This window comes from Micromonospora andamanensis (genome assembly GCF_016863495.1).
Taxonomy (GTDB): Bacteria; Actinomycetota; Actinomycetes; order Mycobacteriales; family Micromonosporaceae; genus Micromonospora; species Micromonospora andamanensis.
In genome coordinates, this window is record NZ_BOOZ01000004.1 from 121,056 (window position 1) to 137,337 (window position 16,282).

A 16,282-nucleotide genomic window follows, 5' to 3' on the forward strand; every position below is an offset into this window, starting at 1 on the left:
TCGGCATTTGTCGTCTCTGCGGAGCCGTTTCCTCGATGCCACGTCTGACGCGATAATGCGCAGCACGTGACCCTGGGGAGGTGGCGATCATCCGTGCCTACTTACGAACGCCGCAGTCGTCTGCGCCAGTTGATCAGGCAGGCGCTGACGCCCAAGAATGCGGAGGTTCGCACCACCCCAGCAGCGGGGACGCGAGGCGGGGGCATCGACGTGGAGACCGCCCGCAAGATGCTGCTGACCGACTTCGAGCAGGCGTTCATCCTGCACAACGACTACAAGGACGCCGAAAGGGATCTCTACAAGCTCAGTCTTCGTATCCTGGCCTTCCCGGTTCTGGTCGCTGGTGCCCTGGTGTCCGCGAAATTGATCTCTTCGGTGGGTCAGGTCGGCACGGTGTTGCGGCTTCCGATCATCTATGCGGCGGCAGTGGTAGCCGGGGTGTTGAACACGATCGTCCTGCGGGCCTATGTCGTCACCGATCGGGTGCAGACCGAAGCGAAACACCAGGTAAACCGGCTGCGAAGCCTCTACCTGCACGCGCTTGCCGCAGAGTTTCCCGAAGGCTGGAAACCGGTGTGGGGGTCAACCAACCCATACTTGGAGAGTCGGCGCAAGCTGAAGGCCGCAGCACTCACTTCGGTGGTGATCGGATCGCTCAACGCCGCGTACGTCGCTGTCGGCGCCGACCGTCTCATCACGTATGGAACTGACATCTCTTGGACGCCTCTGCTGTCAGCGGTGCTCGCGCTGATCTACTTCCTCTTGCAGATGGAGTTCACGTGGGAGGTACTTCGGAGGGCGCAACGGAAGCGGTCAGTGGGAGCGGGCGGGTGAGGCGTTTCTCTACGGGTACTGACCCTGCCGGCTACGACTTCCGGGCGACGGTCGAACTTTTCACCCAATACGGTCGCCCGATCTTGATGGCCATTAGCCAACTGCGCGCTATGGACTTCCTGTTTCCCCGGATGTCTCGGCTGTATCAGGATGCCCTTGATCCCGAGTTGCTGTTCCGGCAGACGATGCCGGCAGCGGCGGTTGGTGCCCGGACCGGTGCCGATCCAGAGGTGTTGGCCGAGTACCTGAAGATCTACGCACTGGGTCAGACCCTGATCCTCAACAACATGGACCGCCACCTCGACCTTTCAGCTTCCTACAGCATCCGCGACCCGGCCTTGCTGCTTGCCGACGTCAACTCGACCATGTGCCTTTCGGTGACCAGCCTGCTGACGATGGTCCGCGAGGCTTCGCTCACACCAGCAGGCGTTCGGGCACTACCGGTGATGGCCGGGGTGACGGCGGAAATCGTGCAGTCCATGTACGACAACTACGCCGCCCGCTTTGACCAGGCACTGCTCGAAGACGGAGAAAGCCTCGTCAACTGGTATCGGATGGATGTCAGGTCTCGACACCTCGGCTCCGGCTTCTACTCGTCTTGCCTACTCGGACTGCTTGCCTATCTCGGGAAGCCCGTGCCGGACGGCTTGGCCGACCGGCTCCGCGACATGCGCCGGTTGAGACAGCGGGTGGACGAACTGGCGGACCTCTTCGAGGACACTGTTACTGGGCTGGTGAGCTACCCGGTCGCCAAGGGGCTCGCCGAGCCGATGCTCAAGGCAGACCTGCGCCGTTTGATAAGCAAGCTTTGGACCCGGGCGCAGCAAGTCATCGACAGCCATGGCAGGGATGCTGGTGTGCTCAACCGCGCGCTGGTCGGCGATCCTGAACTGAACGAGACGCACAGTGCCATGTTGGAGATGCTGGTGTCGGGTGGCATCATGCGGGAGTGCTACCGGGAGGCCGATGCCCTATGGCGCGAAATCGCGCTCGGCCTGAACGCTCTGGATCCGCGGTTCGGTGAGCCGCTCATAGCGATCATCGATCTCAAGCGAGCGCTGCTCGACCGCTTGGCGATGAATGGCTGGCACGACGACCCACCTCCGCACACGTTCCAGGACATGATCGAGGCAGCGGGATTGGAAGCGACGACATGACGAGTGCCGAGAACCGGCTCGAAAACTCCGCCAAGGCTGTCATCCTCGACGGCGACAGGGTGCTCCTTCTCAAGTATGTGGACCGCAAGATGGGGCTCGGGGTCTGGTACTCCCTGCCCGGCGGTCGGCAGCAGTACGGCGAGACGCTGACCGAGACGTTGGTTCGTGAATGCCAGGAGGAGATCGGTGCGGACGTGACGCCAGGGCGCATGCTCTTCGTTCGTGAGTACATCCACGCACGCCACGAACTGGCCGGTAAGGGCCGCGATCAACACAAGATCGAGTTCTACTTTCTCGCGGAACTGAAGTCGGAGCTGTCCGCCGACTACCTGGCAGCAGACGATGTCTCCGACGAAGGCCAGCAGGGAATGCGCTGGTGCAGCCTCGCCGACCTGCGGCAACTCAACATCTTCCCCACTGGTCTTCGAAAGCTGGAGGACATGGTGAACGCCAGCACGGACACGTACTGGGGCGACACTTACTGACGGAGTGCTCCAAGCCGCCGGAGAGCGGGATGCCGTTGGCCGACAGGAGCGCGTCAGTCGAACAGGACCACCGTGCGGGCGCCCTCGCCCCGGGACATCCGGGCCAGCGCCTCCGGTGCCGCGTCGAGGCTGACCCGGTCGGTGACCAGGAAGTCCAGGTCGAGGGTGCCGTCGAGCACCGCGCGGGCCAGGTGGGGTACGTCCCGGTCCGGGTCGGAGGAGCCGTACACCGAGGAGCGCAGGGTGCGGGCCGAGTGGAAGATCTCCAGGGCGCTGAGCCCGACCATGTCGTCCTTGCCGCCCATGCCGACCACGATGACCTGCCCGCCACGGCGGGTCGCCCGCCAGGCGGTGCGGATGGTGGCGGCCCGGCCGACGCACTCGACCGCGTGGTCGACGCCCCGGCCACCGGTGAGTGTCCGTACCGCGCGGCTGAGGGTGTCGTCGGCGAGCAGGAAGTCGGTGGCGCCGGCCGCGTACGCCAGCTCGGCCTTTGCGGGTGCGACGTCGACGGCGATGACCGTGGCGGCGCCTGCCGCGCGGGCGGCGGCGACAGCGGAGAGGCCGACGCCGCCGAGACCGATGACGGCTACCGAGTCGCCGGGCCGGACATCGGCGGTACGGCGGATCGCGCCGACGCCGGTGAGCACCGCGCAGCCGAGCAGCGCGGCGGTGGGGAAGGGCAGTTCCGGCGGTACGGTCACTACTGCCTGCTGTGGCACCACCACCTGCTCGGCGAGCGCGCCGAGGCCGAGGGTGACGTGCAGTGGCGCGCCGTCGATCGTGTGCCCGGCGGTGGCGGCCGGGTTGCCGGAGCGTTCGCAGAGCCACGGCTCGCCGTGCCCGCAGTACCAGCAGTCGCGGCACGGGGGTGCCCAGTTGAGCACCACGTGGTCTCCTACCGCGACCCGGTCGACGCCGTCGCCCACCTCGACGACCACGCCCGCGGCCTCGTGGCCGAGCAGCAGCGGGTACGGTGCGGCGATGGTGCCGTCGACCATGGACAGGTCGGAGTGGCAGACGCCTGCCGCCTTGACCGCCACCCGTACCTGGCCGGTACCGGTGGCGGGTGGGTCGACAGGCTCGACCTGGGGCGGTGTGCCGACGCCCCGAACCACCAGGCCCCTCACCGCTGGATCGCCTTCACTTCGCAGAACTCCTCAAGCCCGTGTACGCCCAGCTCGCGGCCGAGGCCTGACTGCTTGTAGCCGCCGAACGGGGCGAGCGGGTTGAACGGTGCGCCGTTGATGTCGACGGCGCCGGTGCGCAGCCGGCGGGCCACCCGCAGTGCCCGGTCCTCGTCGCCGGACCAGACCGCGCCGGCCAGGCCGTAGCGGGAGTTGTTGGCGACCCGCACCGCGTGGTCGTCGTCGTCGACGGGGATGACCGCGAGGACCGGCCCGAAGACCTCCTCCTGGGCGAGGGCGCTGTCGGGGTCGACGTCGGCGATGACCGTCGGGGCGACGAACCAGCCCTGCTGCGGGACGGGGGCGTCGGGTCCACCGGCGATCAGCCGGCCGCCGTCGGCCAGGCCCCTGGTGATGTGGTCGCGTACCCGGTCCCGCTGCTGCGCGGAGACCAGCGGGCCGAGGCGGGTGGCCGGGTCGAACGGGTCACCGAGCCGGTAGCCGTCGGTGGCCTTGGCGGCCAGGTCGAGGGCCTCGTCGTAGCGGTCCCGGTGCACGAGCATCCGGGTCCATGCGGTGCAGGTCTGGCCCGAGTTGAGGAACGCGTTGCCGACGCCGACCTTCACCGCGCCGGCCAGGTCGGCGTCGTCGAGAATCACGTTCGCCGACTTGCCGCCCAACTCCAGTGACACCCGGGCGATCCGGTCGGCGGCCAGGTGCGTGATCCGCCGGCCGGTGGCGGTGGAGCCGGTGAAGGAGACCAGGTCCACGTCGGGGTGGCCGGCGAGGGCCTCGCCGACCACCGGCCCGGTGCCGGTGACCAGGTTGACCACGCCGGGCGGCAGGCCGGCTTCGTGGATGGCGTCGAAGAGCAGGTACGCGGTCAGCGGGGTCAGTTCGCTCGGCTTCAGCACGAGTGTGCAGCCGGCGGCGAGGGCGGGAGCGAGCTTGGCGACGATCTGGTGCAGCGGATAGTTCCAGGGGGTGATCGCGCCGACCACGCCCACGGGTTCGCGTACCACGAGGGAGTTGCCTACGGTCTGCGGCGCGGGCGGCCGGGCGGCCAGGTCGACGTAGCCGCGCAGGACGGTGAGCGGCAGCCCGGCCTGGACCCGGGTGGCGACCTTCAGCGGGGTGCCGAGTTCACTGGCGACTGTGTGCGCGATGTCCTTGGTGCGGGCGGTGAGGGTGGCGTGCAACCGGTCGAGGTGGGCGGCCCGGTCGGCGGGATCGGTGGCCGCCCAGCCCTCGAAGGCGGCCCGGGCGGCGGCCACGGCCCGGTCGACGTCAGCGGCGGTGCCGGCCGGGACCGTGCCGATGACCTCCTCGGTCGTCGGGTTGTGCACAGCCAACGGCTGTCCACCGGCCGCGCGCACCCAGCGTCCGTCGAGGTAGAAGTCGGTCCGTACGGATTCCATGGGCTCCTCACCTCGACCTAAAACTAGCGGTGCAAGTTTGGACTCTAGTACGCCGGGCCGTCGGGCGGGAGGGGTGGCAGCGGGCCGACCACGCGTTCGTAGGTGTGCGACAGCCCGTCGATGAGCGCCTCCAGCCCCAGCACGAAGGCGCCCTCGTCGACCTGGTGCTGGTGTTCGGCGAGGCGGTGGGCCTGGCTCAGGTGCGGGTACTGCTCCGCGTAGAGCCCCGGATCCTTCACGAAGCCCTGAGCGAAGGAACTGAGCGCGGAACCCATCACGAAGTAGCGCATGAGCGCGCCGATGTGCGTCGCCCGGGCGGGCGGCCAGCCCGCCGCGACCAGCCCGCCGTAGACGGCGTCGGCCATGGCCAGGGCTGCCGGGCGTCGACCCGGGCCCTGGGCCAGGTGCGGCACGATGTTCGGGTGGGCGGCGAGGGCGGCCCGGTAGGAGTGCCCCCAGCGACGCAGCGCCTCACGCCAGTCGACCTGGCCGAAGTACGACACGTCGACCTGGCCGGTGATGCTGTCCGCGACCGCGTCGAGGATCGCGTCCTTGGTGGCGAAGTGGTTGTACAGCGAGGGTCCACGTACGCCGAGAGCGGCGGCGAGCCGGCGGGTGGAGAACGCGTCGAGCCCTTCGGCGTCGATCAACGCGGCGGCGGCCTCGACGATCCGCTCCCTGCTGAGCAGGGCTTGTCGCGGCCGGGGCATGGGTGTCCTCCTTCGGGTGGGTGGCTCGCGGGGAACTTTGCCATACAGGGGTCTGGACAGCATAAAACTTGCAGCGCTAGTTTACTGGCATGGACCTTCACCTCTCCGCCGAGCAGGTAGCGGTCCGCTCGCTCGCCGCCGACTTCGTCAACCGCGAGGTGGTGCCGCACGCGGCGGCCTGGGACCGGCGCGAGGCGGTCGACCCCGGCATCGTCGGCAAGCTCGGCGAGGTCGGCTTCCTCGGCCTCACCATCGCCGAGGAGTACGGCGGATCCGGCGGCGACCACCTCGCGTACTGCCTGGTGCTTGAGGAACTCGGCCGGGGCGACTCGGCGGTCCGCGGCATCGTGTCGGTCTCGCTGGGACTTGTCGCCAAGTCCATCGCCGCGCACGGCACACCGGAGCAGCGGGAACGGTGGCTGCCCGCACTCTGCTCCGGTAGGGCGGTTGGCTGCTTCGCGCTCACCGAACCGGACAGCGGGTCGGACGCGGCGGCGCTCGCCACCCGGGCGGTCCGCGACGGCGACGACTGGCTGCTCACCGGCCGCAAGACGTTCATCACCAACGGCACCACCGCCGACGTCGCGCTGCTCTTCGCCCGCACCGGCGGCCCGGGCCACCGGGGGATCACCGCGTTCCTGGTGCCGACCGACAGTCCCGGCCTCGCCCGGTCGGAGATCAAGGGCAAGCTGGGTCTGCGGGGGCAGGCCACCGCCGAACTCGTCCTCGACGCCGTCCGGGTGCCCGACACCGCCCGCCTCGGCCCGGAGGGCGCCGGCTTCAAGCTGGCGCTGGCCACCCTCGCCAAGGGCCGGATGTCGGTAGCCGCCGGCTGCGTCGGCATCGCGCAGGGCTGCCTGGACGCCGCCGTCGGCTACGCCGGAACGCGCACCCAGTTCGGCAAGCCGATCGCCGGACACCAGCTCGTGCAGCAACTGCTCGCCGGCATCGCTGTCGACACCGCCGCGGCGCGGCTGCTGGTCTGGCGGGTCGCCGACCTGATCGACAGGGAGCAGCCGTTCGCCACCGAGGCGTCGATGGCCAAGCTGTTCGCGAGCGAGGCCGCCGTCCGCGCGGCAAACGACGCCATCCAGGTGTACGGCGGGTACGGCTACATCGACGAGTACCCGGTCGGCAAGTACCTGCGCGACGCCCGCGTCGCCACCCTGTACGAGGGCACCAGCCAGATTCAGCAGCTACTCATCGGGCGGGCGCTCACCGGCGTCAACGCCTTCTGAACCCGCGAGAGGAACCGTGCGCACATGGATTTCGGGCTGTCCGACGAGGAGCGGGCCATCCGCGACACCGCTCGTGACTTCATCACCCGGGAGGTCATGCCGCTGGAGCAGGAGTTGCTGCGCCGCGAACGGGCCCACCAACCCGGCCTGGAACCCTCCGAGCTGCGCGAGTTGCAGCTCAAGGCCCGAAAGTTCGGCTTCTGGGGGCTGGCCACGCCGCAGGAGTACGGCGGCATGGACCTGCCCGCCGTCGTCCAGTCGCTGATCTGGACCGAGATCGGCCGCAGCTTCGTGCCGTTCCGCTTCGGTGGCGAGGCCGACAACATCCTCTTCCACGCCACCGACGAGCAGCGCAAGGAGTTCCTGCTGCCCACCATCGAGGGGGAGCGAAATTCCTGCTTCGCCATCACCGAGCCGGGTGCCGGCTCGGACGCGGCGAACATCCGGTTCAGCGCCCGCCGCGACGGCGACGACTGGATCCTCAACGGCGAGAAGACCTTCATCACCGGCGGCAACGAGGCCGACTTCGCCATCGTCATCGCGGTCACCGACCCGGAGCGCGGGGCCCGCGACGGCGGGGCGACCGCGTTCCTGGTGGACCGGGCGATGGGCTGGCGGTCGGAGTTCATCCCGACGATGGGCGAGGGTGGGCCCGCCTCGCTGATCTTCGACGACGTACGGGTGCCGCACCGCAACATCCTCGGCGAGGTGGGGCAGGGCTTCGCCCTCGCCATGCAGTGGATCGGCAAGGGCCGCTACACGATCCCCTCGCACGCCGTCGGCATCGCCGAACGGGCGCTGCGGATGGCCATCGACCACGCCAACACCCGGGAGACCTTCGGGTCGAAGATCGGCACCAACCAGGCCATCCAGTGGATGATCGCCGACTCGGAGACCGAGCTGGAGGCGGCCCGCTGGCTCATCCTGCGGGCAGCGTGGACCGTCGACGCCGGTCTGGATCCGAGGCACGCCTCCTCGATGGCGAAGCTCTACGGCGCCGGCATGGTCAACCGGGTGGTCGACCGGGTCATGCAGATCCACGGCGGGATGGGCTACACCCGTGAGCTGCCGATCGAACGCTGGTACCGGCAGGTACGGCTGTACCGGATCTTCGAGGGCACCGACGAGATGCAGCGACTGATCATCTCCCGCGACCTGCTGCGCGGTTACACGAAGCTCGGAGGGCACCTGGGATGAGGAGCTTCGCCAGCCTCGACGAGTTGGCCGGCGCGGTCGGCGACCGACTCGGCCCCGGCCCCTGGTTCCCGATCGACCAGCGCCGGGTCGACACGTTCGCCGACGCCACCGACGACCACCAGTGGATCCACCTCGACCAGGAGCGGGCGGCGGCCGGACCGTACGGCGGCACCATCGCCCACGGCTATCTGACGCTCGCCCTGCTGCCGGCTCTGGTCGGCCGCCTGTACCGGGTGGACGGGGTGCGGATGGGTGTCAACTACGGCCTCAACCGGGTCCGGTTCCCCGCGCCGGTACGCGTCGGCAGCTCGGTGCGGGTGGTCGCCACCATCGACCAGGTGAGCCCGTTCGAGGGCGGTGCCCAACTGGTCGCCACGGTGACAGTGGACGGCGACGGCGGCGGCAAGCCGGTCTGCGTGGCCGAGACGGTGAGCCGGCTGTACGCGGACCCACCGAGATGACCGCGCTCTCCCCGGCGACGGTGCTGGCCGGGTCCGCCCACCGGCACGCCGACACCGTCGCCGTCGTCGACGGCCGGGTTCGGGTCACGTACGCCGAACTGTGGTTGGAGGCCCGATGCTACGGCGCCGGGCTGCGGGCCGCCGGGGTGCGCGACGGTGACGCGGTGGCCCTGCTCGCGCCGAACGTGGTCGACTTTCCCCGGGTCTACTACGGCGCTCTGGCCGCCGGTGCGGTCGCCGTGCCTGTCGGTGTGCCGGTCGCCCCGCAGGCCGTCCACCTGGCCCGCGACGCGCGGCTGCTGGTCTGCCACACCTCGCAGTTGGCCGCCGGGCGGCGGGTCAGCGCCCGGGTCGGCGTACCGCTGCTCACCGTCGGCCCGAGCCGGGGTCCGTCCGGCGTACCCCGGCTGGAGGATCTCTGTGACACCCCACCCGGCGGCACCGCCACGGACCCCGACGTCGACCCGGTCGCCGAGCCGGACGGCACCGACGTGGTCCTCGGCTGTCTGCCGCTTGGCGGCCGGTTCGGCCAGGCCGTCGCGCTCACCGGCACCTTCCAGGCGGGAGCGACCTTGGTGCTGCTGAGCCGCTTCACCGGCCCGGCGGCGCTGGATCTGATGCTCCGTGAGGAGGTGACCGTCTTCCACGGCACGTCGGCGATGTACGCGGCCCTGCTCGACGCGGCCCGGGGCCGGGCTGCGCTGCCCCGGCTGCGGCGCTGCGTCAGCCGGGCACCCCTGCCGCCGTCGCTGCGGCAGCGCTTCACCGTCACCTTCGACACGGTCGTCGAGGTGGCCGAGGGGGAGCGTGACTCGCCGGTGCCGGGCCCACCCGCCGGCCCGGTGCGCCCGGCCCGGCGGATCCGCTCGCGTCGACTGGGCTGCCCCGGCGAGCGGTACCGGCGGGGGACCGGAAGCTAGGCGCTCGCCCGGCACCACCTGGACCAACGACGGACGTCAGCCAGGCCCGAAACGCTCACCGGACTCGGCGGCGACCGGCGCGGATCCGGTTCGGGTACGAGGCCATCCGAGGCGGTCGCCTACGATTCGCCAATGATCCGAACCGAGCCGCCAATGGCCGAGGTGCGGCTGCGCCCGATGACTGTCGACGACGCCGACCGGGTCCTGGCGATCTACCAGGCCGGGCTGGACGGCGGGAACGCCAGCTTCGATGCCGTCGCGCCGACCTGGGCCGCGTTCGACGCCGGTCGGTTGCCGGCACACCGGCTGGTGGCGGTCGACGGGGACGGCACGCTGATCGGCTGGATCGCGGTGACGCCCACCTCCTACCGGGAGGTCTACGCCGGGGTGGTGGAACACTCCGTCTACGTCGACCCGGCCGCTCGGGGCCGGGGGGTGGCGCGGCTGCTCCTCGACGCGCTCATCGCCTCGACCGACGCGGCCGGCATCTGGACGATCCAGGCTGCCGTGTTCCCCGAGAACACCGCAAGCCTCGCCCTGCACCGGCGGGTCGGATTCCGGGTCGTCGGCACCCGTGAGCGGATGGGTCGGCACCACGGCCGCTGGCGCGACGTCGTCCTGCTGGAGCGGCGCAGCCCGGTGGTGGAATGAGCCGCGTCGACGGGGGCCGGCGAGCCGCCGGCCCCCGCCTCTGGCGCTACGGGTACTGCTTCAGATAGACCGGAGCGCCGACCCGGTCCATGTCGGCCGCCTCGCCCACGCCGTTGACCACGTGGTCGATGGTGCCGGCGCTGAGGTTGACGGTCATGATGTGGTGCAGCCGGACACCGGGCCGTACCGGCACCTCGAAGCCGTTCTCGGTTCGGATCGACGGGTTGTTCTGGTTGAACACGTACACCCCGCCACCGTGCAGGGTGTGGTGGCGGACCCGGTCGCCGACCTTGTAGCCGGCCCAGCCGTTGACCTTGCCGTTGTGCCAGTCCGCCTGGGTGGGCGGGTCGTACGGCAGCTCGTTCTGGTAGAGGATCGTCGTGCCGTGCTCCCCGTTCCACACCGTGTTGTACCGCTGGAAGTGCTCGACGAACAGGCCGGTGGCGGTGACGTGATCGCCGTTGACGATCACGCCGTAGCGGCCGGTGTTGGTACGCCAGCGATCGGTGTCGCCGTTGACCCCCTCGGTGAAACCCTCGACGCCGTGGTCGCCCCGCCACACCCAGGTGTGGTCGATCAGGACGTGGTCGCTGTTGACCTCCAGCGCGGTGTCCGTCCTGCCGATGTGCGGGCCGCCGACCCGGAAGTACACGTCGGACAGCGTGATCGGGTTGTGCCGGGTGCTGTGGTTGCGGCCGTGGCGCTGGCCAACCCGCAGCAGCACCGGCGACTCCTTGAGCCCCGCGTCGACGGTGACCCCGGCGACGACCACGCCGGGCACCCCGGCGACGTTGAGCGGCACCGCGCCGTTCACCGCGGTGAGCGTGGCGTGCCCGATGCCGAGCACTATCGTGTCTGGCCGGCGGACCTCGATGCTGCGGGCCACGTCGTAAACCCCGGGGGTGAGCAGCAGGTGCCGGCCCCTGGCGAGTTCACGGTTGATGACGTGCACCGGGTCGGACGGCCTGGCGACGAAGAAGTCGCTTATCGGGATGGTCCGCCCCGGCGTCATCCTGGTGCCCCAGGTGATGCCGCGCGTGTCCCGGCGAACTGCCGGCACCCGGACCTGGTACTTCCCCCTGGCATCGACGAACAGGTACGGCTTCTCCCGGCTCAGCGGGGTGGTGTCGAGCGTGGTGTACGGCGGGTCGGGGAATCCGGCGTCGTCGGGTGCCCCGACCACCCCGGCGAAGACCTGGTTCCACACCGCGTTGGACCAGCTCTCGACCTCGCTGTTGCGGGTCAGCCACTGCTGCTGGGAGCCGTTTGTGGTGGCCGGCAGTCGGGAGTCGGCGATGAAGCCGCCGCTTGCGTACTGCGGCCCGTTCGTGCAGTAGTCCATAAGTGACAGTCCGCCGCCGCTGATGTCGAGGCGGCGCATCGACACGGCCTGGGACACCGCCCAGAAGTTGGCGGTGGCGCGGCAGTCGTCCTGGCCGGCGGCGTTGATCCGGAGCGACAGGTTGCTCAGTGTGCGCCAGAAGTTGACGAGCGCAATGCAGTTGGCGGTGCCGCCCTCGGTGAGGCAGCGGTTGTACGCCTCGACCTTGCCGTTGATGACCACGTCGGTGGGGGAGGCGCCCAGGCCGGAGATCTCGGTGTAGTAGCCCACCTTGATCTGGAGGGGCTGGTCGGCGGTGCCGTAGTGGCCCGGCCGGAACAGGTAGGCGTGTCTGGTGGTGCCCATCTCGTTGTCGACCTGCACGGCGTGCGCCGCGTCGAGGGTCGCCTGGATCTGGCTGACCGGCATGCTCGGGTCGAAGATCGTGACGTTGGGCCCGAGGTTGGGGGTGGCCGGCCGATCTGCGGCGCGCCCGGGCTGCTGATGCGGCGGGCCGGCGCTGACCGGGGCGTTCGTGGCGACGGCGGCGGTGGTCAGCACAAGTCCGAAGGCCAGAGCGCGACCGAGTCGCCGGTGTGGTGGTGAGGTCGGCATGTGGACGTCCTTCCCGTCCGGCGCGGTGCGGGCCCGGACGAAGTGGTGGAGACCAAGGTGGCGTGAGAGCGCTCTCTCGCCGACCTGTTTCTACCCCTTGAAGCGGCTGCACGCCATGCCTGCCGCCGGACCGATTTCGTCCGGGGGCGAGTGGACCTCGGTGGGCTGACGTCGTTGCGCCCAACCTTGATCGTCTAGGATCGGCGGCCGGTGCGGCGCACGACACGGAGGTTGGGTTGGCATGTGGCCGTTCAAAAAGCACCCGACGGAGCCGGTCTTGGACCCGACCTACGGTGACCCGCACCGCAAGGCCCTGATCCGGGCGCTGGAGAAGCGCAAGTGGAAGTGGGCACGGGAGCTGCTCACCATGGCAGCCGACCCGGACGAACTGGCCTTCCTGATGGAGGCCGTCGGCGGGGTCGACGGGATCCAGGACTGGATCGGCGAATGGATCGACGCCGAACCGGAGTCGACGCTGCCGCTGCTGGTAGCCGGTTGTCACGCGGTGCACTGGGCGTGGGAGGCACGCGGCGGCAAACTGGCCAAGTACACAAGTGCCGAGCAGTTCAGAGGATTCCACGAGCGGTTGCACTACGCCGAGGCGACGTTGCAGCAGGTGATCGCCCGCGAACCGGACAACGTGACGGCGTGGGCGTGGCTGGTGACCAGTTCCCGCGGGCTGGGCATCGGTGCGGTCGAGGCTCAGCAGCGGTTCGACGTGGTGACTCGACTGCACCCCGGGCACCTCGTCGCGCACGAGCAGCGGCTGCAGTACCTGTGCGCGAAATGGTCAGGTAGTCATGAGCAGATGTTCGACTTCGCCCGGGGTGCTGCCGCTGCGGCCGGACCCAACAGTCTCCTGCATGAGCTGGTGGCCGTCGCCCACATCGAGAAGTGGGACCGCACCGAACGAGCGGAGGCCAACGATTACATCGTCTCGGACGAGGTCCGGACGGAGCTGCTCGCCGCGGCGGAGAACTCCATCTTCCACCCGGATTACATCCCTGCCGGCCCGGGCTGGGCACCCCGAGTTGCGACGTTCGCGATGGCCTTCGAACTGGCCGACGAGTTCGACGCGGCCTGGCACGCGTTCGCACTGCTGGACGGCATGGTCACCGAGTGGCCGTGGATGATCCTCGGCGACCCGGTCGAGAAATTCACCGCCTCCCTCGACTACGTGACCGCGAACCGCAGCTGACGAACTGCGGTACGGCCCGACGTCGGCCGGAGCGGGTGACGGTCGGCAGGTACCCTCGGCCGGTGTTCTCGCCACACGGCCCGTCGCTACGGGAGCTGTGCGTCCAGGCGCTCACCTCGGTCGAGCGCGGCTATGACCTGCTGGCGCCCAAGTTCGACCACACGCCCTTCCGGACGCCCGACAGTGTTCTCGACGCGACCGCGCAGGCGCTGTCCGACGTCGGGTCGTTCGACAATGGGCTGGACGTCTGTTGCGGCACCGGCGCGGGAATGCAGGTCCTCAGGTCGGTGTGTCGGGAACGGATCACGGGCGTGGACTTCAGCGCCGGGATGCTCGCGCAGGCACGTCGCGCGTACCCGGAGGCGACCTGGGTGCGTGCCGACGCTCGGGCCCTGCCGTTCACCGAGGGGTTCGATCTCGCGGTCAGCGCCGGTGCGCTCGGGCACTTCCTGCCTGCGGAACGGCCCGCGCTCTTCGCCGGGGTGCACCGGGCGCTGCGGCCGGGTGGGCTGTTCGCCGTTCCGACAGGCACGCAGTCACCGCGTACCTCGGTGTCGCACTGGGTCACCCGCGGATTCGACCTGACCATGCGGGTCCGCAACGCCGTGTGGCGTCCACCGTTCGTGATGTACTACCACACCACCGGCCTGGCCGCGCTCCGCGACGACCTGACGGCTGTCGGCTTCACCGTGACGGACACTGCCCTGACCGGTCTGGGGCAGCACCGCGACGGTAGGTCACGGTTCCGGCTCATCCTCGCGCGTAAGGGCGACCGGCTACCGGGCGGTGGACCTCACACCTCGGGCAGACCCACGTAGTTCTCCGCGAGGCTTGTCGCGTACGCCGGAGACGTGGTGACGTAGCGCAGGGTCGCCGACTGGAGTTTCGCCTCGTACGGGTCGTCGGCGTTGAGCCGGTGCAGCATCGAGGTCATCCACCAGGAGAACTGCTGCGCCCGCCACACCCGGCGCAGCGCGGTACGCGAGTAGCCGTCCAGCAGATCGGTGCTGCCGTCGGCGTACCAGGTTGCGAAGGCGTCACCGAGCAGCGCGACGTCGGCGAGCGCCAGGTTCATGCCCTTGGCGCCGGTCGGCGGCACGATGTGCACCGCGTCGCCGGCCAGGTACAGCCGCTGCCACTGCATCGGCTCGACCACCAGGCTGCGCAGCGGGGTGATCGACTTTTCCAGCACCGGACCCTCGTTCAGCGTCCAGTCCGGCACCGTCTCCAGCCGGGTACGCAGCTCGGCCCAGATCCGCTCGTCCGGCCAGTCGGCGATGTCCTCGTCGGCCGGAACCTGGAGATACAGCCGGGAGATCTGCGGTGAGCGCATGCTGTAGAGGGCGAAGCCGCGCTCGTGATGGGCGTAGATCAGCTCGTCCACCGCAGGTGGGGCGGCGGCGAGCACGCCCAGCCAGGCGAACGGGTAGGTGCGCTCGTAGGTGGTCAACACCCCGTCAGGCACCGACGGTCGGCTGATCCCGTGGTAGCCGTCGCAGCCGACCACGAAGTCGCAGTGCAGCTCCTCGTCCCGGTTCTGGTATCGGAAGTGGATCACCGGGGCGCTGTCCAGGCCGGACAGCCGTTCGGCAGGTGCCTCGAACAGGATCGTCCCGCCCGCCGCCAGCCGGGCGGCGATCATGTCCTTGACCACCTCCTGCTGCCCGTACACGGTGATCGCCCGGCCGGTCAGCCCGGTCATCGGCACCCGGTGCGACTCGCCGTCGAAGCGCAGCTCGATGCCCTCGTGCCGCAGCCCTTCCCGGTCCAGGCGCGCCCCCAGGCCGGTGTCGCGCAGCAGGTCGACCGAGCCCTGTTCGAGCACGCCCGCCCGCAGCCGGTGCTCCACGTACTCCCGGCTGCGGCTCTCGATCACCACCGAGTCGATCCCGTGCCGGTGCAGCAGGTGCGACAGCATGAGACCGGCCGGTCCCGCTCCGATGATGCCGACCTGGGTACGCATCAGTGCCTCCTCGCCGCCAACGGTGGTGGGGGCGACATTGTCACCCGGCTCTCAGCCTGCCCGCTGCGGCCCCGTGCCGCCGCTGCCGGTTTCCACTCAGTGGAAGCCCGCTGCGGGCCGGTCGTCCAGGTCGGCGTCGGCAGGTGGCGGCCCGGCCGCAGCGTCAGGCGGTGGAACGCAGCGCGCCGGCTGCCGGGACCGCTGCGGTGTCGGCGAGCCGGGCGGCGATCCGTTCGGCGGCGGTCAGCAGCGCCGGCACCAGCCGCTGCGGCGCGGTGCCGAGGCTGTGCCCGACCACCCCGATCGCGGCCAGCACGGCTCCGTCGGCGTCGCGCACCGGCACGGCGACCGAGCAGGATCCGAGGGTCATCTCCTCGTGGGTCCGCGCCCAGCCGCGCTCGCGTACCGTGGACAGCTCGCGGGCCAGTCGGCCGGGCTCGGTCACCGTGTACGCGGTGCAGCGGCGCAACGGCCGGCGCAGGTGCGCGGCGACGACCTCCGGCGGGGCGTACGCCAGCAGCGCCTTGCCGACGCCTGTGGCGTGCAGTGGCAGCCGGCCGCCGGCCCGGGAGACGGTCGGCACCGACCGGTGCCCGGTGACCTTCTCCACGTACAGCGCCTCGTCGCCGTCGCGGACGGCGAGGTGCACGTTCTCCCGCACCGCTGTGTACAGCTCCTGAAGGTAGGGCAGCGCCACCTCGCGCAGCCGGGTGTGCAGCGGCGAGAGCAGCCCGGCCTCCCACAGCCGTACGCCGATGGTGTACCTGCCGTCGGCGGCGCGGGCCAACGCCCGGCCGGTCACCAGTTCGGCGACCAGCCGGTGCGTGGTGGCCAGCGGCAGCCCGCTGCGCCTGGCGACGTCGCTGAGCGTCAACGCCGGGTGGGCCGCGTCGAACGCGCCGAGCACGGCCAGCACCCGCGAGGTCACCGACGCTCCGGGAGTGCCCGTCCTGCCCGCCATGTCCGACCTGTCCGTCCTGACTGCCT

The 16,282-nt window shown here is 70.2% G+C and carries 16 protein-coding genes; 10 read left to right on the forward strand and 6 right to left on the reverse strand.

Features of this window, described 5'->3' with window-relative positions; genetic code table 11:
- The first annotated feature begins 93 nt into the window (after window positions 1–93).
- The 3 genes from Van01_RS05355 to Van01_RS05365 are packed head-to-tail and all read left to right on the forward strand — an operon-like array spanning window position 94 to window position 2,476.
- Window positions 94–834, forward strand: coding sequence for a hypothetical protein (locus tag Van01_RS05355; protein WP_204001150.1), 741 nt, complete (start codon window positions 94–96; stop codon window positions 832–834).
- Window positions 831–1,991, forward strand: coding sequence for a hypothetical protein (locus Van01_RS05360; RefSeq protein ID WP_204001152.1), 1,161 nt, complete (start codon window positions 831–833; stop codon window positions 1,989–1,991). The genes Van01_RS05355 and Van01_RS05360 overlap by 4 nt, the downstream gene beginning before the upstream one ends.
- Entirely contained in the window at window positions 1,988–2,476 is a 489-nt protein-coding gene (locus tag Van01_RS05365; RefSeq protein WP_204001155.1) for an NUDIX domain-containing protein, read from the forward strand. The genes Van01_RS05360 and Van01_RS05365 overlap by 4 nt, the downstream gene beginning before the upstream one ends.
- 53 nt (window positions 2,477–2,529) lie before the next feature.
- On the opposite strand, the gene Van01_RS05370 is transcribed toward Van01_RS05365, so the two are convergent.
- The 3 genes from Van01_RS05370 to Van01_RS05380 are packed head-to-tail and all read right to left on the reverse strand — an operon-like array spanning window position 2,530 to window position 5,731.
- Window positions 2,530–3,606 (reverse strand): alcohol dehydrogenase catalytic domain-containing protein, encoded by a 1,077-nt coding sequence (locus tag Van01_RS05370; RefSeq protein ID WP_204001158.1) that lies wholly within the window; start codon window positions 3,604–3,606, stop codon window positions 2,530–2,532.
- Complete coding sequence (locus tag Van01_RS05375) at window positions 3,603–5,021, reverse strand: aldehyde dehydrogenase family protein (protein ID WP_204001161.1); 1,419 nt, start codon at window positions 5,019–5,021, stop codon at window positions 3,603–3,605. Before Van01_RS05375 ends, Van01_RS05370 begins: the two co-directional genes overlap by 4 nt.
- A gap of 44 nt (window positions 5,022–5,065) precedes the next feature.
- On the reverse strand, window positions 5,066–5,731 hold the full coding sequence (locus Van01_RS05380) for a TetR/AcrR family transcriptional regulator (protein WP_204001164.1): 666 nt from the start codon (window positions 5,729–5,731) through the stop codon (window positions 5,066–5,068).
- 89 nt (window positions 5,732–5,820) lie between these two features.
- On the opposite strand from Van01_RS05380, the gene Van01_RS05385 reads away from it, so the two are divergent.
- The 5 genes from Van01_RS05385 to Van01_RS05405 all read left to right on the forward strand — a co-directional run bounded on the left by Van01_RS05385 (window position 5,821) and on the right by Van01_RS05405 (window position 10,198).
- A complete protein-coding gene (locus Van01_RS05385) occupies window positions 5,821–6,969 on the forward strand; it encodes an acyl-CoA dehydrogenase family protein (protein ID WP_204001182.1) in 1,149 nt (382 codons plus the stop codon).
- Between the two features lie 24 nt (window positions 6,970–6,993).
- The gene (locus Van01_RS05390) at window positions 6,994–8,166 is read left to right on the forward strand and encodes an acyl-CoA dehydrogenase family protein (RefSeq protein WP_204001202.1); all 1,173 of its coding nucleotides are present in this window, start codon (window positions 6,994–6,996) and stop codon (window positions 8,164–8,166) included.
- Complete coding sequence (locus Van01_RS05395) at window positions 8,163–8,627, forward strand: MaoC family dehydratase (RefSeq protein WP_204001205.1); 465 nt, start codon at window positions 8,163–8,165, stop codon at window positions 8,625–8,627. The genes Van01_RS05390 and Van01_RS05395 overlap by 4 nt, the downstream gene beginning before the upstream one ends.
- Window positions 8,624–9,547 carry an AMP-binding protein gene (locus tag Van01_RS05400; protein ID WP_204001209.1) on the forward strand — a complete coding sequence of 308 codons (924 nt, stop codon included), beginning with the start codon at window positions 8,624–8,626 and terminating at the stop codon, window positions 9,545–9,547. Before Van01_RS05395 ends, Van01_RS05400 begins: the two co-directional genes overlap by 4 nt.
- A gap of 153 nt (window positions 9,548–9,700) precedes the next feature.
- Window positions 9,701–10,198, forward strand: coding sequence for a GNAT family N-acetyltransferase (locus tag Van01_RS05405; RefSeq protein ID WP_204001958.1), 498 nt, complete (start codon window positions 9,701–9,703; stop codon window positions 10,196–10,198).
- A gap of 46 nt (window positions 10,199–10,244) precedes the next feature.
- On the opposite strand, the gene Van01_RS05410 is transcribed toward Van01_RS05405, so the two are convergent.
- The gene (locus tag Van01_RS05410) at window positions 10,245–12,134 is read right to left on the reverse strand and encodes a pectate lyase-like domain-containing protein (RefSeq protein ID WP_204001212.1); all 1,890 of its coding nucleotides are present in this window, start codon (window positions 12,132–12,134) and stop codon (window positions 10,245–10,247) included.
- A gap of 277 nt (window positions 12,135–12,411) precedes the next feature.
- Here Van01_RS05410 and Van01_RS05415 point away from each other — a divergent pair, with 277 nt between their 5' ends.
- Complete coding sequence (locus Van01_RS05415) at window positions 12,412–13,332, forward strand: DUF4034 domain-containing protein (protein WP_239098867.1); 921 nt, start codon at window positions 12,412–12,414, stop codon at window positions 13,330–13,332.
- A 62-nt stretch (window positions 13,333–13,394) separates the two neighbouring features.
- Window positions 13,395–14,150, forward strand: coding sequence for a class I SAM-dependent methyltransferase (locus tag Van01_RS05420; protein WP_204001218.1), 756 nt, complete (start codon window positions 13,395–13,397; stop codon window positions 14,148–14,150).
- Here Van01_RS05420 and Van01_RS05425 read toward each other — a convergent pair.
- Window positions 14,126–15,295 carry a 4-hydroxybenzoate 3-monooxygenase gene (locus tag Van01_RS05425; RefSeq protein ID WP_204001221.1) on the reverse strand — a complete coding sequence of 390 codons (1,170 nt, stop codon included), beginning with the start codon at window positions 15,293–15,295 and terminating at the stop codon, window positions 14,126–14,128. The two genes, Van01_RS05420 and Van01_RS05425, sit on opposite strands and share 25 nt — an antisense overlap.
- Before the next feature lie 163 nt (window positions 15,296–15,458).
- The gene (locus tag Van01_RS05430; RefSeq protein WP_204001224.1) at window positions 15,459–16,256 is read right to left on the reverse strand and encodes an IclR family transcriptional regulator; all 798 of its coding nucleotides are present in this window, start codon (window positions 16,254–16,256) and stop codon (window positions 15,459–15,461) included.
- Window positions 16,257–16,282 lie beyond the last annotated feature (26 nt).